Annotated in this window: 23 protein-coding genes; 13 read left to right on the plus strand and 10 right to left on the minus strand. The window is 60.5% G+C overall.

Features of this window, described 5'->3' with window-relative positions:
- Positions 1 to 137 precede the first annotated feature (137 nt).
- A complete protein-coding gene (gene quiC / locus ACRESH_RS18315; RefSeq protein WP_431743299.1) occupies positions 138 to 2045 on the plus strand; it encodes a 3-dehydroshikimate dehydratase in 1908 nt (635 codons plus the stop codon).
- Positions 2046 to 2122: 77 nt separating this feature from the next.
- Positions 2123 to 2791: a TetR/AcrR family transcriptional regulator gene (locus tag ACRESH_RS18320; RefSeq protein ID WP_431743300.1), complete on the plus strand. Its 669-nt coding sequence runs from the start codon at positions 2123 to 2125 to the stop codon at positions 2789 to 2791.
- A gap of 36 nt (positions 2792 to 2827) precedes the next feature.
- On the opposite strand, the gene ACRESH_RS18325 is transcribed toward ACRESH_RS18320, so the two are convergent.
- Positions 2828 to 3688 (minus strand): shikimate dehydrogenase, encoded by an 861-nt coding sequence (locus ACRESH_RS18325; RefSeq protein WP_431743301.1) that lies wholly within the window; start codon positions 3686 to 3688, stop codon positions 2828 to 2830.
- Positions 3689 to 3847: 159 nt separating this feature from the next.
- On the opposite strand from ACRESH_RS18325, the gene ACRESH_RS18330 reads away from it, so the two are divergent.
- Positions 3848 to 5017 (plus strand): alkaline phosphatase family protein, encoded by a 1170-nt coding sequence (locus ACRESH_RS18330; RefSeq protein WP_431743302.1) that lies wholly within the window; start codon positions 3848 to 3850, stop codon positions 5015 to 5017.
- A 72-nt stretch (positions 5018 to 5089) separates the two neighbouring features.
- Here the strand turns inward: ACRESH_RS18330 and ACRESH_RS18335 are convergent, their stop codons facing one another.
- The 4 genes from ACRESH_RS18335 to ACRESH_RS18350 all read right to left on the minus strand — a co-directional run bounded on the left by ACRESH_RS18335 (position 5090) and on the right by ACRESH_RS18350 (position 8992).
- Positions 5090 to 5536 carry a cupin domain-containing protein gene (locus tag ACRESH_RS18335; RefSeq protein ID WP_431743303.1) on the minus strand — a complete coding sequence of 149 codons (447 nt, stop codon included), beginning with the start codon at positions 5534 to 5536 and terminating at the stop codon, positions 5090 to 5092.
- Between the two features lie 100 nt (positions 5537 to 5636).
- Positions 5637 to 6542 carry a LysR family transcriptional regulator gene (locus tag ACRESH_RS18340; protein ID WP_431743304.1) on the minus strand — a complete coding sequence of 302 codons (906 nt, stop codon included), beginning with the start codon at positions 6540 to 6542 and terminating at the stop codon, positions 5637 to 5639.
- 72 nt (positions 6543 to 6614) lie between these two features.
- Positions 6615 to 7700, minus strand: a complete 1086-nt coding sequence (gene trmA, locus ACRESH_RS18345) for a tRNA (uridine(54)-C5)-methyltransferase TrmA (RefSeq protein WP_431743305.1) — start codon at positions 7698 to 7700, stop codon at positions 6615 to 6617.
- Entirely contained in the window at positions 7697 to 8992 is a 1296-nt protein-coding gene (locus ACRESH_RS18350; RefSeq protein ID WP_431743306.1) for an NCS2 family permease, read from the minus strand. Before ACRESH_RS18350 ends, trmA begins: the two co-directional genes overlap by 4 nt.
- 216 nt (positions 8993 to 9208) lie before the next feature.
- Here ACRESH_RS18350 and ACRESH_RS18355 point away from each other — a divergent pair, with 216 nt between their 5' ends.
- The 5 genes from ACRESH_RS18355 to ACRESH_RS18375 all read left to right on the plus strand — a co-directional run bounded on the left by ACRESH_RS18355 (position 9209) and on the right by ACRESH_RS18375 (position 13212).
- Entirely contained in the window at positions 9209 to 9688 is a 480-nt protein-coding gene (locus tag ACRESH_RS18355; protein ID WP_431743307.1) for a GNAT family N-acetyltransferase, read from the plus strand.
- A 38-nt stretch (positions 9689 to 9726) separates the two neighbouring features.
- On the plus strand, positions 9727 to 10275 hold the full coding sequence (locus ACRESH_RS18360) for a DJ-1 family glyoxalase III (RefSeq protein ID WP_431743308.1): 549 nt from the start codon (positions 9727 to 9729) through the stop codon (positions 10273 to 10275).
- 318 nt (positions 10276 to 10593) lie between these two features.
- Complete coding sequence (locus ACRESH_RS18365; RefSeq protein WP_431743309.1) at positions 10594 to 12033, plus strand: cytochrome ubiquinol oxidase subunit I; 1440 nt, start codon at positions 10594 to 10596, stop codon at positions 12031 to 12033.
- 3 nt (positions 12034 to 12036) lie between these two features.
- Positions 12037 to 13044, plus strand: a complete 1008-nt coding sequence (cydB, locus tag ACRESH_RS18370) for a cytochrome d ubiquinol oxidase subunit II (protein WP_431743310.1) — start codon at positions 12037 to 12039, stop codon at positions 13042 to 13044.
- Positions 13045 to 13056: 12 nt separating this feature from the next.
- On the plus strand, positions 13057 to 13212 hold the full coding sequence (locus ACRESH_RS18375) for a DUF2474 domain-containing protein (protein WP_038614870.1): 156 nt from the start codon (positions 13057 to 13059) through the stop codon (positions 13210 to 13212).
- A 102-nt stretch (positions 13213 to 13314) separates the two neighbouring features.
- Here ACRESH_RS18375 and ACRESH_RS18380 read toward each other — a convergent pair whose 3' ends face one another.
- Together ACRESH_RS18380 and ACRESH_RS18385 are read right to left on the minus strand one after the other, a co-directional pair.
- Complete coding sequence (locus tag ACRESH_RS18380; protein ID WP_431743311.1) at positions 13315 to 14439, minus strand: methyltransferase; 1125 nt, start codon at positions 14437 to 14439, stop codon at positions 13315 to 13317.
- An 87-nt stretch (positions 14440 to 14526) separates the two neighbouring features.
- Positions 14527 to 15234 (minus strand): autoinducer binding domain-containing protein, encoded by a 708-nt coding sequence (locus ACRESH_RS18385; protein ID WP_431743312.1) that lies wholly within the window; start codon positions 15232 to 15234, stop codon positions 14527 to 14529.
- Positions 15235 to 15479: 245 nt separating this feature from the next.
- Here ACRESH_RS18385 and ACRESH_RS18390 point away from each other — a divergent pair, with 245 nt between their 5' ends.
- Positions 15480 to 16256: a ferredoxin--NADP reductase gene (locus ACRESH_RS18390; protein ID WP_431743313.1), complete on the plus strand. Its 777-nt coding sequence runs from the start codon at positions 15480 to 15482 to the stop codon at positions 16254 to 16256.
- Positions 16257 to 16307: 51 nt separating this feature from the next.
- Here ACRESH_RS18390 and mscL read toward each other — a convergent pair whose 3' ends face one another.
- On the minus strand, positions 16308 to 16721 hold the full coding sequence (mscL, locus tag ACRESH_RS18395; RefSeq protein WP_431743314.1) for a large-conductance mechanosensitive channel protein MscL: 414 nt from the start codon (positions 16719 to 16721) through the stop codon (positions 16308 to 16310).
- Between the two features lie 175 nt (positions 16722 to 16896).
- Between mscL and radA the strand changes: the two genes are divergently transcribed.
- Entirely contained in the window at positions 16897 to 18264 is a 1368-nt protein-coding gene (gene radA, locus ACRESH_RS18400) for a DNA repair protein RadA (protein WP_431743315.1), read from the plus strand.
- Between the two features lie 72 nt (positions 18265 to 18336).
- On the opposite strand, the gene ACRESH_RS18405 is transcribed toward radA, so the two are convergent.
- Positions 18337 to 19857: a nucleobase:cation symporter-2 family protein gene (locus tag ACRESH_RS18405; protein ID WP_431743316.1), complete on the minus strand. Its 1521-nt coding sequence runs from the start codon at positions 19855 to 19857 to the stop codon at positions 18337 to 18339.
- Positions 19858 to 20119: 262 nt separating this feature from the next.
- Positions 20120 to 20485, minus strand: a complete 366-nt coding sequence (locus ACRESH_RS18410) for a PilZ domain-containing protein (RefSeq protein ID WP_431743317.1) — start codon at positions 20483 to 20485, stop codon at positions 20120 to 20122.
- A 182-nt stretch (positions 20486 to 20667) separates the two neighbouring features.
- On the opposite strand from ACRESH_RS18410, the gene ACRESH_RS18415 reads away from it, so the two are divergent.
- The 3 genes from ACRESH_RS18415 to yjiA all read left to right on the plus strand — a co-directional run bounded on the left by ACRESH_RS18415 (position 20668) and on the right by yjiA (position 24007).
- Positions 20668 to 22734 carry a carbon starvation CstA family protein gene (locus ACRESH_RS18415; RefSeq protein ID WP_431743318.1) on the plus strand — a complete coding sequence of 689 codons (2067 nt, stop codon included), beginning with the start codon at positions 20668 to 20670 and terminating at the stop codon, positions 22732 to 22734.
- Between the two features lie 18 nt (positions 22735 to 22752).
- Complete coding sequence (locus tag ACRESH_RS18420; protein ID WP_008094130.1) at positions 22753 to 22950, plus strand: YbdD/YjiX family protein; 198 nt, start codon at positions 22753 to 22755, stop codon at positions 22948 to 22950.
- Positions 22951 to 23035: 85 nt separating this feature from the next.
- Complete coding sequence (gene yjiA, locus ACRESH_RS18425; RefSeq protein ID WP_431743319.1) at positions 23036 to 24007, plus strand: GTPase; 972 nt, start codon at positions 23036 to 23038, stop codon at positions 24005 to 24007.
- The last annotated feature ends 11 nt before the right edge of the window (positions 24008 to 24018 follow it).

A 24018-nucleotide genomic window follows, 5' to 3' on the forward strand; every position in this document is an offset into this window, starting at 1 on the left:
GGTCAATTCGTTGAGCGCTATTATGGGCGATAATCGAACACAAAACTAACCGGTTAGTCCCTTTTTAATTGAGCAAAAAGTGTTCACCGCCAATAATCGCAGCATCCGGGTTTTGCCTGCCCATCGGAGCGATAAAAATGCAGCGTTCGATTGCCACCGTATCCTTGAGCGGTACTTTGCCTGAAAAACTCGAAGCCATTGCCGCCGCAGGCTTTGACGGGGTCGAGATCTTCGAAAATGATTTGCTCTACTACGCCGGCAGTCCGCGGGAAATCCGCCAGCGCTGCGCTGACCTGGGCCTGGCAATCACCCTGTTTCAGCCGTTTCGCGACTTCGAAGGCTGCCGCCGTGATCGTCTGGCGCGCAACCTGGAGCGCGCCGAGCGCAAATTCGACCTGATGCAGGAGCTGGGCACCGATCTGGTGCTGGTGTGCAGCAACGTCGCCGCCGATTCAGTGGGCGAACACCAGGTGTTGGTCGATGACCTGCGGCTGTTGGCCGAACGCGCCGAGGCTCGCGATCTGCGCATCGGTTACGAAGCGTTGGCCTGGGGCCGTCATGTGAACACCTGGCAGCAGGTCTGGGAGGTCGTCCAGGCAGCGGATCACTCAAGCCTGGGGATGATTCTCGACAGCTTCCACACCTTGTCGCTCAAGGGTGATCCGAGCGCCATAGCCCAGATCCCCGGTGACAAGATCTTCTTCGTGCAGATGGCCGATGCACCGCTGCTGGCCATGGATGTGTTGGAGTGGAGCCGGCATTTTCGCTGCTTCCCGGGGCAGGGCGAATTCGACCTGGCGGGCTTTCTGGCACCGGTTCTGGCCAGCGGCTATCGCGGGCCGTTGTCGCTGGAAATCTTCAACGATGGCTTCCGCGCCGCGCCACCGCGGGCCAACGCCGCCGACGGCCTGCGCTCGTTGCTGTACCTTGAGGAAAAGACCCGCCAACGCCTTGAGCAGCAGGCCCGGCAACCTCAGGATGAGCTGTTGTTCGCGCCGCCCACGGCCAGCGCATACGATGGCATCGAGTTTCTTGAGTTTGCCGTGGATGATGCCCTCGGGGCCAAGCTGGGCAACTGGCTTGAACGCCTGGGTTTCACCCGTGCCGGTGCACATCGCTCGAAGAATGTCAGTTTGCTGCGCCAGGGCGATATCAATCTGATCCTCAATGCTGAGCCCTATTCGTTTGCCCACAACTTTTTCGAAAGCCATGGTCCGTCTTTGTGCGCTACGGCAATCCGGGTCAAGGACAGCGTTCAGGCCCTGGCCCGCGCCGTGGCCTTCCACGGCCAGCCTTACTGTGGCCTGGTCGGGCCTAACGAACGTGAACTGGCTGCCGTGCGTGCACCGGATGGCAGCCTGATCTATCTGGTCGATCAGGATGCTGAAGGCCGGACCATCTACGATACCGATTTCAGCCTGGTGCCAGCCTCGGGCAATGACCTGGGTCTCAAGCGCATCGATCACATGGCCCTGGCGTTACCGGCCGATGGTCTGGACAGTTGGGTGCTGTTCTACAAAAGTCTGCTGGATTTCACTGCCGATGACGAGGTGGTGCTGCCAGATCCCTATGGTCTGGTGAAGAGCCGCGCCCTGCGCAGCCGTTGCAGTTCGATCCGCTTGCCGTTGAACATCTCGGAAAACCGCAACACGGCAATTGCCCATGCGTTGTCGCATTATCGCGGCTCGGGCGTGCACCACATCGCCTTCGACTGCGACGACATCTTTGCTGCGGTCAAGCAGGCCAAGGAGGCTGGCGTGGCCTTGCTCGACATTCCGCTCAACTATTATGACGACCTGGCCGCGCGCTTTGATTTCGACGACGAGTTCCTCAGCGAACTGGCCTACTACAACGTGCTCTATGACCGTGATGCCCAGGGCGGCGAGCTGTTTCACGTGTACACCGAACCGTTCGAGGAGCGCTTTTTCTTCGAGGTCTTGCAGCGGCGCAATGGCTACAGTGGCTATGGCGCCGCCAACGTCGCCGTACGCCTGGCGGCCATGGCCAAAGCACGGGTGGGCGCACCGGCACAAGCGCGATTATAGGGGCAGGGCCTGCAGGCTTTCTTCCTTGTCCCCCGGGGCTCATAATCACCGGGTTAACCGTTGGCCACGAGTTTCGTATGACAACTACTCCAGCACTCTGCGCTGCCCCGGAACCGGTGGTGCGCAAGGGTCGCAAGAACAACCCGGAAAAGACCCGCGAGAACATTCTCCAGGCGGCAATCAGCGAGTTCGTCCAACAGGGGCTGGCTGGCGCCCGGGTCGATGCCATCGCCGAGCGCACCCAGACCTCCAAGCGCATGATCTACTACTACTTCAACAGCAAGGAGCAGTTGTACGTCGAGGTGCTGGAGAAACTCTACGGTGATATCCGCAACACCGAAAGCAGCCTGCACCTGGCCGAACTGGAACCGCGCCAGGGCATTCGCCGGCTGGTGGAATTCACCTTTGATCACCATGATCGCAACGTCGATTTCGTGCGTATCGTCTGCAACGAGAACTTGCACCATGGCGAGTATGTGAAGCGTTCCTCGGCCATTCGCTCAATGAACAAGACCGTGCTCACCGCGCTGGACGAGATCCTGCGCCGCGGTGCTGCCGAGGGGGTCTTCCGCCAGGGGCTGGAGGCGCTGGATGTGCACCTGTTGATCAGTTCGTTCTGCTTTTATCGGGTATCGAACCGCAACACCTTTGGCGAGATCTTCCAGGTCGATTTCGAGGATGCGGCGCTCAAGGCGCGTCATCGCGAGATGATTTGCGAGTCGGTGTTGAGATACTTGCAGGCCTGACTTGCTGTAATCGCGGGGCTTGCCCCGCGATGCTGTTCAGGCGCCCATGCTGTTGAAATGCTCGATCATCCGCGCTGCATCCGGCCTCAGTCCGCTAAACAATTCAAACGCCTTCACCGCCTGAAACACCGCCATGTTCGACCCGTCCAGCGTACGGCAGCCCAGGGCCCGGGCTTCACGCAACAGTTCGGTTTCCAGCGGAAAGTAAACGATCTCCGCCACCCACAGATCAGCCCTGAGCAAAGCCTTGGGCACCGGCATGCCCGGCAGTTTGACCATGCCCATGGGCGTGGTGTTGACCAGGCCGTCGGCTTCGCTCAGCGCGCTGGCCAGGTCATGCCCGACGCGGGCAGGGGCGCCACTGAAATGCGCGTTGAGGTTATCCACCAAAGCCTGGGCCCGAGCCACTTCGACATCGAACACCGTCAACTGCCTGACCCCTTCGGCCAGCAGCGCATGGGCTACTGCCGCCCCGGCGCCACCGGCTCCCATCTGCACCACCTGGCGGCGCGGCGCGTCGGCCAGGCCCCGGCGAAAGCCTTCGGCGAAACCCAGGCAGTCGGTGTTGTGACCTAAACGCTTGCCGTCCTTGAACACTACGGTATTGACCGCACCAATGCCTCGGGCTTCTGCGGAAAGGTCGTCGAGCAGCGGCAGGATTGCCTGTTTGCACGGGAAAGTGATGTTCAGGCCGGTGTAGCCCATGGATTCGGCGGCGGTGAGCAGTTGTTCCAGAGCGCTGCTGTCGAGTTGCAGGCGGTCCAGATCGATCAGCCGGTACAGGTAGTTAAGGCCCAACGCATGGCCTTCGTGTTCATGCAATGCCGGAGTGCGCGAGGCCTGGATGCCTGCACCGATCAGGCCGGCAAGGATGCCGGGAGAGGGGAGCGGATTCATAGGGGGACTCCATTGTTGTTCTTGGGAAGAGGCTTTTGCTGAAAATGTACCGTTTGGTTAATTTGGTCAATCGATGAATGCAGCCCAGGGTGTTTTCTGTGCGCTGATCGCACAGCCTGTGCTACACCTGTTGCTTTGCACCTGACCACGGAGGGAGACATGGCAATGCCGTTCAACGACTCACAGTTGATGGGGGAAACCTGGCCGGGCCTGGCCAACCTGACCCAGTCGATCTTTGCCGCCCTCGGTGGCCATGGCTTTCGCAACAGCTTTCGCTTCGACCACTCGCCGGCCACTTGCCTGCTACTGATCGATGGCCTGGGTTGGAACCTGTTGCAGGCCCATGCCCGGCATGCGCCGTTCCTGGCCTCATTGATGCAGCCGGATTCGTATTTTTGCGTGGGCTTCCCGGCGACGACCGCCACAAGCCTGGCCTCGGTGACCTCGGGGCTTGGCGGCGGTGCCCATGGCATTGTGGGCTGCAGTTTTGCCCTGGATGAGCAGACCGAGCTGTCGCCCTTGTCCTGGACCACCGCAGCGCTGCAAGCCGAAGCAGCGCCAGGCGCGGCACCGTCGCCTGAATCCTTTATCGTGCCGCCCGATGCCTGGAGCCTGGCCAGCAAGCAGGGTATTGCCATCAGCACGGTTATGCTCGGACGTTATGCCAACTCGGCGTTCAGCCAGGCGATCTACAAGGCAGGGCAGATTCTCCCAGCACCGGCCTATGACGCGTACCCGGAACTGATCAAGGCAGCCTTGGACACTTGCGGACCGGCCTTCTGTTTTGCCTATTTCGGTGACCTGGATTTTGCCGGGCACTTGTTCGGCCCGGGCTCCGACGGTTGGATCAAGCAACTGCAAATCGCCGACCAGTTGGCCCAGGCCATTGCCCACAAGCTACCGGAGCGGGTGCAACTGATGGTCATCGCCGACCACGGCATGCTCACGCTGGACAGCGCACAGGTGCGTGACTTCGACCTCGACCCGGTGTTGCAGGAGGGTGTGCGCGCTATCGCTGGCGATATCCGCGCGCGCTATTTGTATGTCCCGACCCAGCAGGACCGTGTGCATGAGCGTTGGCAGAACCGCCTGGGAGATAATTACCGGGTATGGAGCAAGGCCCAGGCGATTGCCAAAGGGCTGTTTGGTGACGTGCTGCTGAGCCAGGCCGAAGCGCGAATTGGCGACCTGATCGTGGTGCCGACTGGCGCGGGCGGGATTATTCGCAGCGAAATGGAGAAGCACCCCAGCCAGTGGCGTGGGCACCATGGGGCGTTGACGGATGAAGATCAGCAGGTGCCCTTGTTGATGTGTTCGGGGCTGGGCTGAAGGCGCCTGGCGCGGGACAAGCCCGCGCCGTAAAGACAAAGCCAGGATGGCGTTCGCCGATTCGGTCCGACCTCAGCCTTTCACCGGTACCAGGTCGAATTTGTCGCTCTGGTACTGGAACAGCAGGCAATCGGCTGCGGCGGTGCAGCCGCTTTCATGCACCAGGTTGGCCGGCAGTTTGTAGTACGAGCCGGCCGGGAATTCAGTGCGGACCTTGTCGATTACGGCATAGAACGTGCCTTTCAGGACCACCGTCGGCAGGGTCTTGCTGTGGGTGTGCAGGCCGTTGTCGGTGCCCGCCTTGAACGTGACAAAGGCCGAGTAGTCGCCCTTGCCGAAGATATCCCCTTCGGTATTGGCGTAAGTGACTGCGCCGTTGGTGTTCGGCACTGCCTGCCACTGCAGGGCGGCGTTGGGCAGCGAGATCAGTGCCTCTGGCTTGATCTCGCTGTGGGCGAAGACGGTAGTGGTAGAGGTGGCCAGGACCAGGCCGAGCAAGGTGGTTTTCAGCGCTTTCATGGGAACAACCTTCGTTGAGTGGAGTGAGCGAAGGTTAATTGAATGCTTTATGCAGAAATACGCCCGTTGCGCTTCAAGACTTGTGCGTTTTTTACACCAATCAAGTCAGCCAGCGTGGCAGTCGATAGTACGCCTGCACGTAATCCAGCAGCGCCCGAACCTTGGGCGCCAGGTAGCGGCTCTGCGGGTAAAGCGCATACAGGGTGCGCGCGGGTTGTTGCCAGTCCGGCAGCAGTTGCACCAGGCGGCCATCTTGCAAGGCATCGTGGACAATGAAGCGGTCAAAGCTGGCGATGCCCAGGCCGCCGATAGCGGCGGCACGTAATGCCATGGGTGAGTTGGCGCTGACACGACTGGACATCACCACCTCGCGCTGGCTGCCCGATGGCCCGACAAGTTGCAGGCGCTGCGGGTGGGCGAGGCGATTGTAGCCCAGCAGCGGATGTTCACCCAGGTTGTCGGCGCTGATCGGGTTTGGCAGGCGCTTGAGGTAGGGCGCAGCGGCGACCAGGATCACTTCGCTCGGTGCCAGCGTGCGTGCCACCAGGCTGGAATCCGGCAGGTGATCGGTGACCCGCAGGCACAGGTCGATACCCTCTTCGAGCATGTCGACGAAGCGGTCGGTGCAACTCAGTTCAATCCGCAACTCAGTGAAGCGTTCGACGAAGCCCGGTAGCCAATGCCCCAGTTCCAGCTCGCCAAACGCGCTGGACACGCTCAGGCGCAAGGTCCCGGAGGGCTGTTGCTGGTGCTCGGAGAGCTCCAGTGTCATGGCCTCCATCTGATCGAGGATTTGCACGCAGTGACGGTAGAACAGCGCGCCAGCCTCGGTCAGCTGCAGGCGTCGGGTGGTACGGTTGAGCAGTTGGCTGCCGAGCTGGCGTTCGAGGTTCTTCACCTGGCGCGACAGCACCGTATGGGATTGGCCCGCCAGGGCGGCAGCGGCGCTGAAGCTGCCGTGCTCTACCACGCGGCGGAAGGACTGCATGGCGCTGAACTGGTCCATCGGGGGGCGATGCTCCTTGAGATCTGCGGCCCGTTGCAGGCGCTGGCAGAGCCGGCGCCTGCAACGCTGAGGTCAACGTCGAACCAGCAACACCCCACTCTCCATATGGTGGGTATACGGGAACTGGTCGAACAGCGCACAACGCTCGATACGGTGTGTGTCATGCAGCTGGGCGATGTTCGCCGCCAGGGTTTCCGGATTACAGGAGATGTACAGGATGTTATCGAAGCGCCGGGTCAGCTCGCAGGTGTCCGGATCCATCCCGGCACGTGGCGGGTCGACAAAGACGCTGCCGAACTGGTAACTCTTCAGGTCGATGCCTTCCAGGCGGCGGAACGGGCGCACTTCATTCAGCGCCTCGGTCAGTTCTTCGGCGGACAGACGTACCAGGCGCACGTTATCCACAGCATTGTCGTCGAGGTTATGCAGGGCGGCGTTGACCGAGGTCTTGCTGATCTCGGTGGCCAGTACCTTGCGCACCCGAGTCGCCAGGGGAAGGGTGAAGTTGCCGTTGCCGCAGTACAGCTCGAGCAGGTCGTCCTGGCGCTCACCCAGGGCCTCATAGGCCCAGTTGAGCATCTTCTGGTTCACCGCGCCGTTCGGTTGGGTGAAGGCGCCTTCCGGCTGGCGGTAGCGGAAGCTGCGCCCGGCAATCTGCAGTGTTTCAATCGCGTAATCGCGACCGATCACCACACGCTTGCCCTTGGAGCGGCCGATGATGCTGACGTCCAGGTCTTTGGCCAGCTGCTGCGCGGCGGCCTGCCAGTGCTCGTCCAGGGGACGGTGGTAGCACAGGGTGATCATCGCATCGCCGGCCAGGGTGGTGAGGAACTCCACCTGGAACAGTTTGAAGCTCAGCGCCGAACTGGCCTGCCAGGCGGCCTTGAGCCGTGGCATCAGTTCATTGATGCGCAGGCTGGCAATCGGGAAGTCTTCGATCAGGATCGGTGTGTGTTTCTCGCCGGGGGCGAACATCGCGTAGAAGCGTTGCTCGTTCTCACGCCACAGGCGGAACTCGGCGCGCAGGCGGTAGTGCTCGCGTGGCGAATCGAACACCGCAGGTTCCGGAGCATCGAAAGGCGCCAACAGCCCGCGCAGGCGCGCGGCCTTGGCGTCGAGCTGTTGGGTGTAGGTCGAAGGGTCTAAGACAGCACTCATGCGTTGAACCAGCCCAGCTTGATAACGAACAGGATCGAGAGGATCACCAGTGCCGAGTTCAGGTCACGGCCACGGCCGGAGATCAGCTTGATCGCGGTCCAGGAAATGAAACCGAAAGCGATGCCGTTGGCGATCGAGTAGGTCAGCGGCATGGCCAGGGCAGTGATGACCACGGGCGCAGCCTCGGTAACGTCGTCCCAGTTTATTTCAGCCAGGCCCGAAGCCATCAATACAGCGACGAACAACAGTGCCGGGGCGGTGGCGAAGGCCGGTACGCTACCCGCCAGCGGTGCAAAGAACAGCGCCAGCAGGAACAGGATGGCGACCACGATGGCGGTGAGGCCAGTGCGTCCGCCAGCACTCACGCCGGCAGCCGATTCGATGTAGCTGGTGGTGGTCGAGGTGCCCAGCAGGGAACCGGCCATGGCCGCGGTACTGTCGGCGATCAGGGCGCGGCCCATTTTCGGCATGTGGCCGTCCTTGCGCATCAGGCCGGCGCGTTTGGCTACGCCGATCAGGGTGCCGGAGTTGTCGAACAGGTCAACGAACAGGAAGGCGAAGATCACGCTGATCAGGCCGACATCCAGTGCACCCTTGATGTCCAGTTGCAGGAAAGTCGGGGCCAGCGAGGGTGGCATCGAGACCACGCCGTTGAACGGCGTGACGCCCAGGACGATCGAGGCCACGGTCACCGTCAGGATGCCGATCAGCACTGCACCACGCACCTTCATGGCTTCAAGCGCGACAATCAGGAAGAAGCCCAGGGTAGCGAGGATCGGTGCCGGTTGCTTGAGGTCGCCCAAACCCACCAGGGTGGCAGGGTTATCAACCACGATACCGGCGTTATGCAGGGCGATCAGCGCCAGGAACAGGCCGATACCGGCGGCGATGGCCGAACGCAGTGGCAGCGGGATGCTGTTGACGATCCACTCACGGATGCGAAAGATCGACAGCAGGAAGAACAGCACTGCCGAAATGAATACCGCGCCCAGGGCCACCTGCCAGGTGTGGCCCATATGCAGGACCACGGTGTAGGTGAAGAAGGCGTTCAAGCCCATGCCCGGTGCCAGGGCGATCGGATAGTTGGCGATCAGACCCATGGTCGTCGAGCCGATGGCGGCTGCCAGACAGGTGGCGACGAACAGTGCGCCCTTGTCCATGCCGGTCTCGCCGAGAATGCTCGGGTTGACGAACAGGATATAGGCCATGGCCAGGAAGGTGGTCACGCCCGCGAGAATTTCGGTGCGGACATTGGTGTCGTGTGCTTTTAGTTGAAACAGCCTTTCCAGCATGCCTGCTCCCCGTGGCGCGCCCCGGCGCCGTGAATGTATCGAGCCCATCAGCAAAGCACAGACCGTAGCGGACGATATGTGGAATTTGATTGGGTCGGAAAAAAGCCGCGCATCATACCAGCATGCTCGGCGAGCGGTAATTAATGTCGCGATACACTGCAGATATCTGCAGATTCTGCGCCGATCCAGCCAATGCCACCTTCATGAGAGCTAGCTGTGCAGCTGACTGACTACCGCGACCTGAGCCAGGCGCAGCGCGAACATCTGATCGAGATCGAAGTGCACCCCGGGCAACAGCACTATGCCGGTGATATGGCCAGCGCGCTGTACATCCTGCTGAGTAGCGAAAGTGATGACATGCGCGGCGTGGTGCTGTTACTGGACGCCATGCCACGGGCCTTTCTGTTGCTTCAGCGTGGAGCGTTTCTGCCGCCCTGGGCCCATGCCGATGCGGTTACGATCAACGCCTTGCAGGTGGATCGACGGTTACAGGGGCGCGGCTTGGGGCGATTTTGTATGCTGGCATTACCGGGCCTGGTTCGCACCTTGTGGCCCGATGTTCGCCGCCTGCAATTGTCGGTGGACCCGGACAACCACGCCGCCCTGGCGTTGTACCGGGGCACCGGCTGGATTGACAGTGGTGATGGCTACCGCGCCCGCAAGGGTTACGAGTGTCAACTGACCCTCATGCTGTAAGCGACTACGCTTTATCCATACCCTGGCGGAGCGCAGTGATGACCCATAGAGCCCTGATCGTAATCGCCGAAGGCGTAGATGACCTGCAAAGCGTGACCCTGATCGATGTGTTGCGCCGCGCCGCAGTGGAAGTGGTGGTGGCCAGCATCGAGGGCCGGCGGATGCTCACCTGTGCCCGTGGTACGCGGTTGACCGCTGACGGCATGTTGGTGGATCTGCTTGCCCAGCCGTTCGACCTGATCGTGTTGCCGGGCGGCGAGAAAGGTGCACAGCACATGGCCAAGCATCAGCCGCTGGAACAACAGGTGAATGATCAGGCCAGGGCCGGAAAGTTTTTTGCCGCCATTGCCGAAGCACCTTTGGCTTTGCAAGCCTTCGGGGTGTTGCGTCAGCGGCGCATGACCTGTCATCCGGATGTCAGCCAGCAGTTGTCCGGGTGTAGTTTTGTCGATCAGCCAGTGGTGGTGGATGGCAATTGCATCACTGCCCAGAGTTCGGGGGCGGCGCTGGAGTTTGCTCTGACGCTGGTGGAACAGCTGGTGAGCAAGGCGGTTCGTAACCGAGTGGCAGGGCAGTTGAGGGTGTGACCGTTCTGGCCTCATCGCCGGCAAGTCCTTGGAGGTCGACCATTGCGTCTTGCGTGCACCATTTTGGGGCTCATAAATCGGCGTACAACTGATCTGCGGCAATCAACCACACAACCGTGCAGGCCTTTCAGGGCTATTCTTTCGGGCAACCGTTGACCTGGATCAATAGTTTCATTTGCAACGGTAGGGCCATACGGCCGAACTCCCTGCGTTGTGAAGTTCTCAGAACAATTTCAACTAGCCACACTCAACTACCGTGGGGGCAGTTGGCGCCAAGGCCCAGCGCCTGACGCCGGATTACCTGACAGAGGAAGCACTATGTTCGGATTAGAGGCCCTAGATCTCGCCCGAATTCAGTTCGCATTTACCGTGTCTTTTCACATCCTGTTTCCGGCCATCACCATTGGCCTGGCGAGTTACCTTGCGGTGCTTGAAGGGCTGTGGCTCAAGACCAACAACAACGTCTATCGTGACCTTTACCACTTCTGGTCGAAAATCTTTGCCGTCAACTTCGGCATGGGTGTGGTCTCCGGTCTGGTCATGGCGTATCAGTTCGGTACCAACTGGAGCAAGTTCTCCGACTTTGCCGGCTCCGTTACCGGGCCGCTGCTGACCTATGAAGTGCTCACTGCCTTCTTCCTCGAGGCTGGTTTCCTCGGTGTCATGCTCTTTGGCTGGAACCGTGTCGGCCGTGGCCTGCACTTCTTTGCCACCGTCATGGTCGCGATCGGTACCATCATTTCAACCTTCTGGATTCTTGCTTCCAACAGCTGGATGCAGACCCCGCAGGGCTACGAGATCGTCAACGGCGTAGTGGTCCCGGTGGACTGGTTCGCGGTGATTTTCAACCCGTCGTTCCCCTATCGTTTAGCACACATGGCCACTGCGGCTTTCGTTGCCACGGCATTCTTTGTGGGCGCTTCGGCGGCCTGGCACTTACTGCGTGGGCGTGACAACCCGGCCATTCGCAAGATGCTCTCGATGGCAATGTGGATGGCCTTGATTGTTGCCCCGGTTCAGGCAGTGATCGGCGACTTCCACGGTTTGAACACCCTCAAGCACCAACCGGTGAAAATTGCGGCGATCGAAGGCCATTGGGAAAATGTTGGTGACGAGCCGACCCCGCTGATCCTCTTCGGTATCCCTGACATGGAAGCCGAGACCACCCGCTTCAAGGTGGAAATTCCGGCCCTGGGCAGCTTGATCCTGACCCATAGCCTGGACAAGCAAGTACCGGCGATGAAGGAGTTCCCGAAGGAAGATCGGCCCAACTCCACAGTGGTCTTCTGGTCGTTCCGGATCATGGTTGGTTTGGGCATGCTGATGATCCTCGTCGGCCTGTGGAGCCTGTGGTTGCGCAAGGGTGACAAACTCTACAGCTCGCGTCCTTTCCTCTACCTGACCTTGTGGATGGGGCCTTCAGGCCTGATCGCAATTCTCGCAGGCTGGTTCACGACCGAGGTGGGCCGTCAGCCCTGGGTGGTCTATGGCCTGATGCGCACCGCCGATGGTGTCTCGAACCACAGTTATACCCAGTTGGGCGTGACCCTGGTGATGTTCGTGGTGGTCTATTTCGCCCTGTTCGGTGCGGGTCTGGGCTACATGATGCGCCTGGTACGCAAGGGGCCGAAAACCGGTGAGGGAGAGGAAACTATCTCCGGAGGGCCAGGCCAGAAACGTACGCCAGCACGGCCGCTGTCGGCTGCCGATGACGATCACGACGATGGCGAGCACGCCAGCCTGAGCAAGGGGAACTGAATCATGGGTATTGATCTTCCACTGATCTGGGCCGTGATCATCATCTTCGGCATTATGATGTACGTGGTCATGGATGGCTTCGACCTGGGGATTGGCATTCTCTTCCCCTTCGTCAAGGGCGAGCAGGACCGTGACGTGATGATGAACACCGTCGCGCCGGTCTGGGACGGTAACGAAACCTGGCTGGTACTCGGCGGTGCAGCGCTGTTCGGTGCTTTCCCGCTGGCCTACGCCGTGGTGCTCTCGGCACTTTACCTGCCGTTGATGCTGATGCTGGTCGGGCTGATCTTCCGCGGTGTGGCCTTCGAATTTCGCTTCAAGGCCACGGCCGAAAAGCGTCACCTCTGGGATAAGGCGTTCATCGGCGGTTCGCTGGCTGCGACCTTCTTCCAGGGTGTGGCCTTGGGCGCCTTCATCGAAGGTTTCGAGGTCGTCGACCGCAGCTTTGCCGGTGGTTCCCTGGACTGGCTGACCCCGTTCAGTCTGTTCTGTGGGCTGGGGCTTATCGTTGCCTACGCCTTGCTCGGCTGCACCTGGCTGATCATGAAAACCGAAGGCAAGCTGCAGCTGCAGATGCATGATCTGGCCCGCCCTTTGGCCTTGGTGCTGCTGGCGGTGACCGGTATCGTCAGTATCTGGACGCCGCTGGCGCACCCGGATATCGCCACGCGCTGGTTCACTCTGCCTAACCTGTACTGGTTCCTGCCGGTGCCGATCCTGGTGCTGGTAACCCTGTACGGTTTGCTGCGGGCGGTGGCACGCAATGCTCACTACACCCCGTTCCTGCTGACCTTGGTGCTGATCTTCCTCGGCTACAGTGGCCTTGGCATCAGCTTGTGGCCGAACATCATCCCGCCGTCGATCTCGATCTGGGAGGCTGCCGCACCGCCGCAGAGCCAGGGCTTCATGCTGGTCGGGACGCTGTTCATCATTCCATTCATCCTTGGCTACACCTTCTGGAGCTACTACGTGTTCCGCGGCAAGGTGACCCACGAGGACGGCTACCACTAGGAGGGCCTGGCGATGACTGGCAAACACACCTTCGATGAAGAGAAAAAACCGCTCTGGCAACGGCTGGGCTGGCTGGCCGTGATCTGGGCCGGCAGCGTGGTGGCCCTGGGGATTGTTGCCTGGCTGATGCGCATGTTCATGGCTGCGGCAGGCCTGAGCACCCACTGACTGTATTTCCCATCCCGCCTTGCGGCGGATTTACAGCCCTTCGCAGCGTGAGCTGCGGAGGGTTTTTTTATGCTGATCGCCGGCTCCTACACCCGCGCTGTTTTACTTGCGCGCCTTGAGCACCACAAACTTGGGCGTCGCCGCCACTTGCTCAACGCCACGGAACAGCCGCGCCAGTTTGCTGTGGTAACCCAGGTGACGGTTACCGACGATATACAGCGCACCGCCGACCACCAGCGCTTCGCGGGCCTGCTGGAACATGCGCCAGGCGAGGAAGTCGCCGACCACCTGCTGTTGGTGGAAGGGAGGATTGCACAGCACTACGTCCAGGGATTGTGCAGGCTGGCCGGCCAGGCCATCGTCGGCGCGTACGCTGACTTCACGATCACCCAGCGCTGCTTGCCAGTTCTCCAGCGCTGACTGGGTGGCCATGTAGGACTCATCGACCAGGGTGTAATGTGCCTGCGGATTGCTCAGGGCGCTGGCGATGGCCAGCACGCCATTGCCGCAACCAAGGTCGGCGACCCGCGCTGAACCGAGGTTGCCGGGCAGGTGGGGCAGGAATGCGCGGGTGCCGATATCCAGGCCTTCGCGGCAGAACACATTGGCATGGTTGAGCAGTTCCAGGCGTGGCGCATCCAGTTGGTAGCGGGTCGGATAGGGGGAGGTGGAAGGCCCCTTGTCCTGCGCCGTGGCAATCAGCAGGCGGGCTTTTTTCTGCGCGAGCGATGCCTGTACCGGGCCAATGTATTTTTCCAGCAGGTCACCGGCAGCGCGTGGCAAGTGTTTGATCATCGCCCCGGCAATCACCTGGGCGCCAGGCGCCAGATGAGCCTGTAAGCGGATCAGTTGTTCTTCGAGCAAGGCCAGGGTCTTGGGCACGCGCACCAGCACCCGGTCGAACGGGCCTTGCCAGGTAGCGTTGGCTGGAATGAACGGCACTGCGTCGAAAACCTGGCCATTGCGCACCAGGTTCTTCTCCAGCGCCAGGCGGGCCAGGTGTGAGTCGCCACTGCTGGTGACCTGCAGATGGCGGCTCAGGCTGATGCCCAAGGCACCGAAACTGTCATTGAGAACCAGCACGTGGGTGCTGGAATCTGGCGACTGTTCGGCCAGATACGCCAGCAGGTACTCGTCGGCGGCATCGAATGCCTGCAGGGGATCGTTGGCTTGCTCGGGCTGGCGAAGCAGATCGAGTTCGGCGAAGGGGCTGGTCAACAAGGGCATGGCGTAAGGCTCTGAGGCATGGTCACGCGGCGCAGTCGGACGCGTTTTACAGGGGCATGATTCTACAGGGCTTTGAGAACTTAGGGGTTAGCCCAGGAGACCGTTCATAGCGGCAATCGCAATAGCGCCGGCTTTGTTGCTGGAGTTCAGCTTGCTGATGATACTGCGGATATGGAAGTTCACCGTGCTTTGCGACAGGGTGAGGATGCAGGCGATGTCGGCAGCAGTCTTGCCGGCTGCGGACCATTTCAGCACTTCGGTTTCACGACTGGAGAGTTGAAAGGAAGAGTGGGGCTTGGTTGATTGTCGGTCAAATATCAGTGTGTGCATCAGGTTGCACAGCCAGATGGTTTTCCCGGCCGTCTCGTAGAACTCATTGGTATCGACCTGCGTATGATTACGGACCACGCTCAAGATGCTTTCATTTTGCCGTAGATCGTGTGCAGATTGGCTCCAGCCGTAACGTAGCCCATGGAGTCGGGCTTGCTCCCAGAGCTCGGGTGTCTCTCGGAAGACCTCGTCCTGCCAGAGAATGGGTAGTATCGATGTATGGCAATGGGCGAGGATCGGGTCGATGCTCAGATAATTACACTGCTGATAGCGTTCATTCCAGGCTTTGGGATAGTTGTTGTAAGTCCTGACCTGCGGTTGCGCAGTCGCGATGTGAGTGCGGGTGACGAATGAAAGATATTCCATGCCCAGCTGTTTTGCCAGGGAGGTCGCCATGTCGAACATCCGTTGTTCATTTGTTTCACTGAGCAGTTGTTGCAGCTGCTCTTCCTTCCAGTGTGGCATGGGGATGGCCTCGCGTGGATTGGATCCAGAACCAGAACAACAGTGTAGGAAATACCTGATAATCTTGCTAAGTTTTTTCGCTACATGCGAGTGAACATTTGGACAACTTGGTTCTTTGACAGTACTGCAAACCTGAGCGTCGACCGTGGTCGCCATGCTGCACACTGCGATGTCACTACAATCCAGCGGTGTTTATCCTGACGCGTTTGCGCGACACTGGGCGCATCTGTTCTTTGGAGTAAGTCATGACTGCCAGCGCTGAAAAGTTCACCCGCCAGACGTTGCTTGACGTCCAGCCGCTGACCCCCAGCCTGTTCAGCCTGCGTACCACCCGTGATCCGGGGTTCCGTTTCCGTTCCGGTCAGTTTGCCCGCCTGGGTGTGACCAAGGCCGATGGCAGCGTGGTCTGGCGCGCCTATTCGATGGTCTCGTCGCCGTATGACGAACACCTGGATTTCTTTTCTATTGTGGTGCCGGGTGGTGAGTTCACCAGTGAACTGAGCCGCCTGAAGGAAGGTAACAGCTTGCTGATCGATCGCCAGGCCTTCGGTTTTCTGACCCTGGATCGCTTTGCCGATGGTCGTGATCTGTGGTTGCTGGCCACCGGTACTGGCATCGCGCCATTCGTCTCGATCCTGCAGGATTTCGAGGTATGGGAGCGTTTCGAGTCGATCAAACTGGTTTATTCGGTGCGAGAGGCGAAGGAGCTGGCTTACCTCGACCTGATCGCCGGCCTTGAGCAGCGCGATTATCTGGCCGAGTACGCGGGCAAGTTGCAGTTCATCCCGGTGGTCACTCGTGAACAGCACCCGGGAGCCCTCAATGAGCGTATCACCAGCCTGATCGAGAACGGCGGGCTTGAGCGTGCCGCAGGTCTGGCGCTGACGCCTGAGCATTCGCGAGTGATGCTCTGCGGCAATCCGCAGATGATCGATGACACCCGCCAGGTGCTTAAGCAGCGCGGCCTGCAACTGAGCTTGAGTCGCCGACCGGGGCAGGTCGCGGTAGAAAACTACTGGTAAGCTGGGCGGTAATGGAAACGGCGCTTTGGGCGCCGTTTTTGTTCCCCGGAATCAGGGCTGCCGATTCTGCGACTTGAGCAAGTCGCGGATTTCGCTGAGCAGCTCTTCTTCCTTGCTGGGCACTGGCGGCAGGGTTGGCGCTTGTGCTTCTTCGCGCTTGAGGCGGTTGATCACCTTGACGCCCATGAAGATCGCGAAGGCGACGATGATGAAGTCGAGGATGGTCTGAATGAACTTGCCGTAGGCCATCACCACTGCCGGAATATCCCCTTCGGCAGCTTTGAGGATTACGGCAAGATCACTGAAGTCGACACCGCCGATCAGCAAGCCGATCGGTGGCATGATCACATCACCGACAAAGGATGAAACGATTTTGCCAAAGGCGGCGCCGATAATGATACCGACGGCCATGTCGACCACATTCCCTTTGACCGCAAAGGCCTTGAATTCACTGAGCACGCCCATGGTTTATTCCTTGTAACAGATGAGGTTGGTAAACGCAGTGTAAATCAGCTACGCGCTTCATGCTCCGCGCGGCCACTACAGACTGCGGTTATATCGAATAGTTTTGTCGTTTTCTGTGGCGGCCCAGGTTCCCGAGGTCAGCTATCATGGTCCCTTTTTTCCGAGGACCGTCCCCATGGCCAAGGCCAAGCGCATGTACGGCTGCACCGAGTGCGGCGCGACCTTTCCGAAATGGGCCGGGCAGTGTGGCGAGTGCGGTGCCTGGAACACCCTGGTCGAGACCGTGCTGGAGAGCGGCGCAGCCGCAGCGCCCAGTGGACGCACCGGCTGGGCCGGACAGCAGGCGCAGATCAAGACCCTGGCTGAAGTCAGCGTCGAAGAGATTCCACGCTTCAGCACCGCCAGCACCGAGCTCGATAGGGTGTTGGGCGGCGGTCTGGTCGACGGCTCGGTGGTACTGATCGGTGGCGACCCGGGCATCGGTAAGTCGACCATTCTCTTGCAGACCCTGTGCGCCATCGCCACGCGCATGTCGGCGCTGTATGTCACCGGTGAAGAGTCCCAGCAACAGGTGGCGATGCGTGCGCGCCGCCTGGGCCTGCCCCAGGATCAGTTGCGGGTGATGACCGAGACCTGCATTGAGGCGATCATCGCCACCGCCCGGGTAGAAAAGCCCAAGGTTATGGTGATCGACTCGATCCAGACCATCTTCACCGAGCAGTTGCAGTCGGCGCCTGGTGGTGTCTCCCAGGTCCGCGAAAGCGCCGCCTTGCTGGTGCGCTATGCCAAGCAGAGTGGTACGGCGATCTTTCTTGTCGGTCACGTTACCAAGGAAGGCGCGTTGGCTGGTCCCCGGGTGCTGGAGCACATGGTCGATACCGTGCTGTATTTCGAAGGCGAGTCCGATGGCCGCCTGCGTTTGCTGCGGGCGGTGAAAAATCGCTTTGGTGCGGTCAATGAGCTAGGCGTGTTCGGTATGACCGATCGCGGTCTGAAGGAAGTTTCCAACCCTTCGGCGATCTTCCTCACGCGTGCTCAGGAAGAGGTCCCAGGCAGTGTAGTCATGGCCACCTGGGAAGGTACCCGGCCGATGCTGGTGGAAGTCCAGGCCCTGGTCGACGACAGTCACCTGTCCAATCCCCGTCGGGTCACCCTGGGCCTGGACCAGAACCGCCTGGCCATGCTCCTGGCGGTGCTCCACCGCCATGGCGGCATTCCGACCCATGACCAGGATGTATTCCTCAACGTGGTGGGCGGAGTCAAGGTGCTGGAGACAGCGTCCGATCTGGCGCTGATGGCAGCGATCATGTCCAGCCTGCGCAACCGTCCGCTGGACAACGGCCTGCTGGTGTTCGGCGAGGTTGGCCTGTCGGGTGAGGTGCGCCCGGTGCCCAGCGGCCAGGAGCGCTTGAAAGAAGCGGCCAAGCATGGCTTCAAACGCGCCATCGTGCCCAAGGGCAATGCGCCCAAGGAAGCACCGGCGGGGCTTCAGGTCATTGCCGTGACGCGTCTGGAACAAGCCTTGGATGCACTGTTCGAATAGTCCTTTGGCGTGCTTTGAAATAAAAAGGGCCGGTGCATGTGCACCGGCCCTTTTGTATCGCCGTAGTGTCGATCAATGTTCCGAGACGGCCTCTCGTCGCGCGGGTGGCTCGCCGTGTTCACCTTCTGCCATCACTGGTACCTCCTTGCCTTCGGCGTTGAACAGCTTGCCGTCCTCGAAGTAGTCGCCATCACGCAGGGCAGAGATATCCGAGTAGTGGATGGTGCGTTCGTAGGCGGCGGCGAATACCGATTGCTGGTCGGAGTTACCCGCAGTGAAGTGGTTGAACACCAGGTTCAGGATAATGGCCATGATCGCCGCCGAGCTGATGCCGGAGTGGAAGATGGTCTCGAACCAGTTGGGGAACTGCGCGTAGAAATTCGGCGCGGCAATCGGGATCATGCCAAAGCCCAGGGAGGCGGCGACGATGATCAGGTTGACGTTGTTCTTGTAGCTGACTTTGGACAAGGTACGGATACCGCTGGCGGCCACGGTGCCAAACAGCACGATACCGGCACCACCGAGCACCGAAGTCGGTACGGCGGCAATCACCCGGCCCATGATCGGCAGCAGGCCGAGTACGACCAGGATCACCCCGCCGGTTGCCACCACGTAACGGCTCTTGACCCCGGTCACGGCGACCAGACCGACGTTCTGGGCGAAGGCGCTCTGGGTGAAGGAACCGAAGATCGGCGCCAGAATGCTCGACGCCATGTCGGCGCGCAGGCCATTGCCCAAGCGTTTGGAGTCGACCTTGGTGTCGATGATTTCACCGACGGCGAGGATGTCAGCCGAGGTTTCCACCAGGGTCACCATGATCACGATGCACATCGACAGGATCGCAGCGATGTGGAAGGTCGGCATACCGAAGTGGAAAGGACTTGGCATTGCCACCAGCGGACCTTCAAGGACCTTGCTGAAGTCAGCCATGCCCAGCGACCAGGCGATCAAGGTGCCGATGACCATGGCCAGCAGGATCGACAGGCGCGAGATGGTGGCGCTGCCCAGTTTGCTCAGTACCAGCACGATGACGAAGGTCAGCGCTGCCAGGCCGATGTTGGCCATGCTGCCGAAGTCTGGAGCCTTGCTGTTGCCGCCCATGACCCAGCGTGCTGCAACGGGCATCAAGGTCAGGCCGATGGTGGTGATGACGATACCGGTCACCAGGGGGGGGAAGTACTTGGTGATGCGCGAGAACACCGGCGTGATCAGAAAACCGATGAAAGACGCTGCCATGACCGCACCCAGGACCCCGGGCAAGCCGCCACCGCCTTCACTGCTGAGGATCGCGCCCATGGTCGCTACACCGGCAAACGAGACGCCTTGCACCAGCGGCAGCTGGCAGCCGAACCACGGCAGCCCGAGTGTTTGTAGCAGGGTCGCCAGGCCGCCGGCAAACAACGAGGCGGCGATCAGCAGGCCGATGTCCGCCGGCGTCAGACCGGCTGCCTGACCGAGGATCAGCGGCACGGCGACGATACCGCCATACATGGTCAATACGTGTTGCAGGCCGTACGCCAGGTTGGCACCTAGGCCCAGGTTCTCGTCTTCGGGACGTGGGGCTGAAGACGTGCTAGGGGAGGACGTATTCATGGGGCGGGGTCTCTGTTTTATTGTTGTGGCGCTACTGTAGACAAGTCAGGCCTATCAGTGCCAGAAAAATTGTATACAATTTTTAGATTGGCGTAGGAACAGTCTGGCCGTCAGTTTGGGTGTGAAACTGAATGCAGTTATCGTTCCAACGCTCGCGCGCAGGCCTCGCAAGGCTGCGTAAAAAGTGACGGGAAGGGGTAGAAAGCTGTCCGAATGGACAGAAACGCGATGAACGGAAAACTAGGTAGCAGGCTAAAAGATTTTAAAGTTCGATCAATTCGCGCAGTTCGCGCATCATTTTGGGGTTGTCGGCCAGGTTGAGCTCCACCAAACGGCGCAAATGGCACGATGAGTCGATATCAGTACGCAGGCAAACAAAACCCAGCCGATTGCCTTCTTCATGGCGCAGTTCCACCTGCATCCATAGCGTTACCTGCTCCCCCAGGTGGACAAGGGCCTCGAAATCCTGGGTCAGGTCAGGGTCCCAGGGTTCCGGGCACTTGATCAGCAAGCCCTTGAGAGACAGGTCAATCAGCTCGACCGGCCAGCGCCGATCACCCTGACGCAATTCGGTGGGGCCATCAAAGGCAACACGCTGGAAACGTCGACGTTCTTGGTGGTCGCTCATGTTCAGGCACTCCGGGGTTCTTCCTGACTATAGCTCAGCTCTTGCCAAGGCCCGTGCAAGGGTGCATAACGAGTTTTGCTCAACCTGCGTTGAAGGCTCTAGACCAACGTGGGGGGTGGTCTTTCCTGTCAGTATCGCTAGACTCGGAGGGCTGTCTTTTATCCACTAGCTGGAAGCAAACCATGAACAACAATAATAGCCTGCTGCGCCACATTCCGTGGCTGCTGCTGGCAGTCATAGGAGCCTGTGCGCTGGGTGTGGTCGCCCTGCGTCGTGGCGAGGCCATCAACGCCTTGTGGATTGTCGTCGCTTCGGTGGCCATCTACCTGGTCGCCTACCGCTACTACAGCCTGTTCATCGCCACCAAGGTGATGCAGCTGGACCCACGTCGGGCCACCCCGGCGGTGCTTAACAACGATGGTCTGGACTATGTCCCGACCAACAAGCACATCCTTTTCGGTCACCACTTTGCCGCTATCGCCGGTGCCGGCCCGCTGGTCGGTCCGGTCCTGGCCGCGCAGATGGGCTACCTGCCCGGCACGCTCTGGCTGATTGCCGGCGTGGTGCTGGCCGGTGCGGTGCAGGACTTCATGATCCTGTTCCTGTCCACCCGCCGCAACGGTCGCTCACTGGGTGACATGGTTCGCGAGGAAATGGGCCGGATTCCGGGCACCATCGCCCTGTTCGGCTGCTTCCTGATCATGATCATCATCCTCGCGGTACTGGCGCTGATCGTGGTCAAGGCGCTGGCCGAGAGCCCATGGGGCATGTTCACGGTCATGGCGACCATCCCGATCGCGATGTTCATGGGCATCTATATGCGCTACATCCGCCCAGGTCGCATCGGCGAGATCTCGCTGATCGGCGTGGTGCTGCTGTTGCTGTCGATCTGGCTGGGGGGCCAGGTTGCCGCGGATCCGGTCTGGGGGCCGGCGTTCACCTTCACCGGTGTGCAGATTACCTGGATGCTGGTGGGCTACGGTTTTGTCGCAGCAGTACTGCCGGTGTGGCTGGTGCTGGCACCCCGTGACTACCTGTCGACCTTCCTCAAGATCGGCACCATCGTTGGCCTGGCCATCGGTATCCTGATCATCGCGCCTGAGCTGAAAATGCCGGCGCTGACCCAGTTCACCGACGGCACCGGCCCGGTCTGGAAAGGTACCCTGTTCCCGTTCCTGTTCATTACCATCGCCTGTGGCGCGGTGTCGGGCTTCCACGCGCTGATCTCCTCGGGCACCACACCCAAGCTGCTGGATAACGAAACCAACGCCCGTTACATCGGTTACGGCGGCATGCTGATGGAGTCCTTCGTAGCGATCATGGCCATGGTTGCCGCTTCGGTGATCGAGCCGGGTGTGTACTTCGCCATGAACAGCCCGGCCGCCGTGGTCGGTTCCGACGTCGTGTCGGTAGCGCAGACCGTCAGCAGCTGGGGCTTTGCGATCACGCCTGACGCGCTGGAAGCGGTGGCCAGGGACATTGGCGAACACACCATCCTCGCCCGTGCCGGTGGTGCGCCAACCCTGGCGGTGGGTATCGCGCAGATCCTGCACCAGGTGCTGCCGGGTGAAAACACCATGGCCTTCTGGTACCACTTCGCGATCCTGTTCGAGGCGTTGTTCATCCTCACCGCAGTGGACGCCGGTACCCGTGCCGGGCGCTTCATGCTGCAGGACCTGCTCGGCAGCTTCGTACCGGCGCTCAAGCGCACCGAGTCGTGGGGTGCCAACCTGCTCGCTACCGGCGGTTGCGTGGCTCTCTGGGGTTACCTGCTGTACCAGGGTGTGATCGATCCGCTGGGTGGCATCAACACCTTGTGGCCGCTGTTCGGCATCTCCAACCAGATGCTCGCCGGTATCGCGCTGATGCTCGGTACTGTGGTGCTGATCAAGATGAAGCGCCAGCGTTACATGTGGGTCACGCTGCTGCCCGCGGTGTGGCTGCTGATCTGCACCACCACTGCCGGCTTCATCAAGCTGTTCGATCCGAACCCGGCGGTCGGCTTCCTGGCCCTGGCCAACAAGTACAGCGTGGCGCTCGACGCCGGGCAGGTACTGGCGCCAGCCAAGGACATCGACCAGATGCAGCACGTGATCTTCAACGCCTATACCAACGCGGGTCTGACGATCCTGTTCCTGTTCGTGGTCTTCAGCATTCTGTTCTTCGCCCTCAAGGTCGGTATTGCCGCCCTGGGCAAAAAAGAACGGACTGACAAAGAGTCCCCGTTCCAGGCGCTGCCGGATGCGTAATCGAAGAGGAATGCAGTGATGTTCAACGATCTCGGTCGACTGGGTAAGTACCTGGGGCAGGCAGCCCGCCTGATGGTCGGCATGCCCGACTACGACAACTACGTCGAGCACATGCAGACCAAGCATCCGGACAAGCCGGTGATGAGCTACGAGGCGTTCTTCCGCGAGCGCCAAGAGGCCCGTTACGGTGGCAAGTCCGGGCCCAAGTGCTGTTGAATGACAGTTACTGACCGCTGTTGAACCTGTGGGAGCCCGGCTTGCCGTGCTCCCACAGTCATTTTCAGTTGAGGAGATTTTCCGTTTGCACGCGCCCATTCCGGTAACAGTACTCAGCGGTTTTCTGGGGGCCGGCAAGACTACCTTGCTGCGCCATCTGCTCAAGGCCGAACATGGCCTGAAGATCGCTGTGATCGAAAACGAATTCAGTGACGCCGGCATCGACACCCAGTTGCTCGGCGATGAGCCGGTGCAGGTCATGACCCTGGCCAATGGTTGTGTCTGTTGCAGTATCCACACCGACCTGACCAAGGCCCTGTACCTGCTGCTCGAACGCCTGGATGCTGGCGAGATCGCCTTCGACCGCCTGGTGATCGAGTGCACCGGGCTCGCCGACCCGGCGCCGGTGGCGCAGACCTTCTTCATCGACGAGGAGCTGCGTGAGCGCTATATCCTCGACGGCATCATCACCTTGGTTGATGCCGCCCATGCCGAGCAGCACCTGACCCAGGCCATCGCCCAGGCCCAGGTGGGTTTTGCCGACCGCCTGCTGGTGAGCAAGACCGACCTTGTCGACCCTGCCAGCTTTCAGGCCTTGAGTGAACGCCTTGCTCGTATCAACCGCCGCGCACCGATCCGGGTGGTTGAGCACGGGCGCATTGATCTGGCTGAACTGCTGGACGTGCGCGGCTTCAACCTCAATGCCGACCTGGGCGGCGGCCTGAATCTGCGCCTGGTCAGCCAGCCAGCCACGCCCGACCGTATCTCCAGTTTGGTGCTGCGTACCGACACGCCGCTGGATATCGACCGGCTCAGCGACTTCATGAACCAGCTGTTGGAAGACCACGGCAAGCAGCTGTTGCGCTACAAGGGCGTGCTGAGCATTGCCGGGGAAGATCGACGCCTGGTGTTCCAGGGGGTGCTGAAGCTCTATGGCTTTGATTGGGATACCGAGTGGGCCGATGGGGAAGCACGAGAGAGTGTGATGGTGTTTATTGCCGATGAGTTGCCGGAGGCGAAGATTCGCGAAGGGTTTGAGGCGTTGAGCCGATCCTGAGGGCCTTACTG

This window comes from Pseudomonas sp. (assembly GCF_050739775.1).
In the GTDB taxonomy this organism is placed as follows: Bacteria; Pseudomonadota; Gammaproteobacteria; order Pseudomonadales; family Pseudomonadaceae; genus Aquipseudomonas.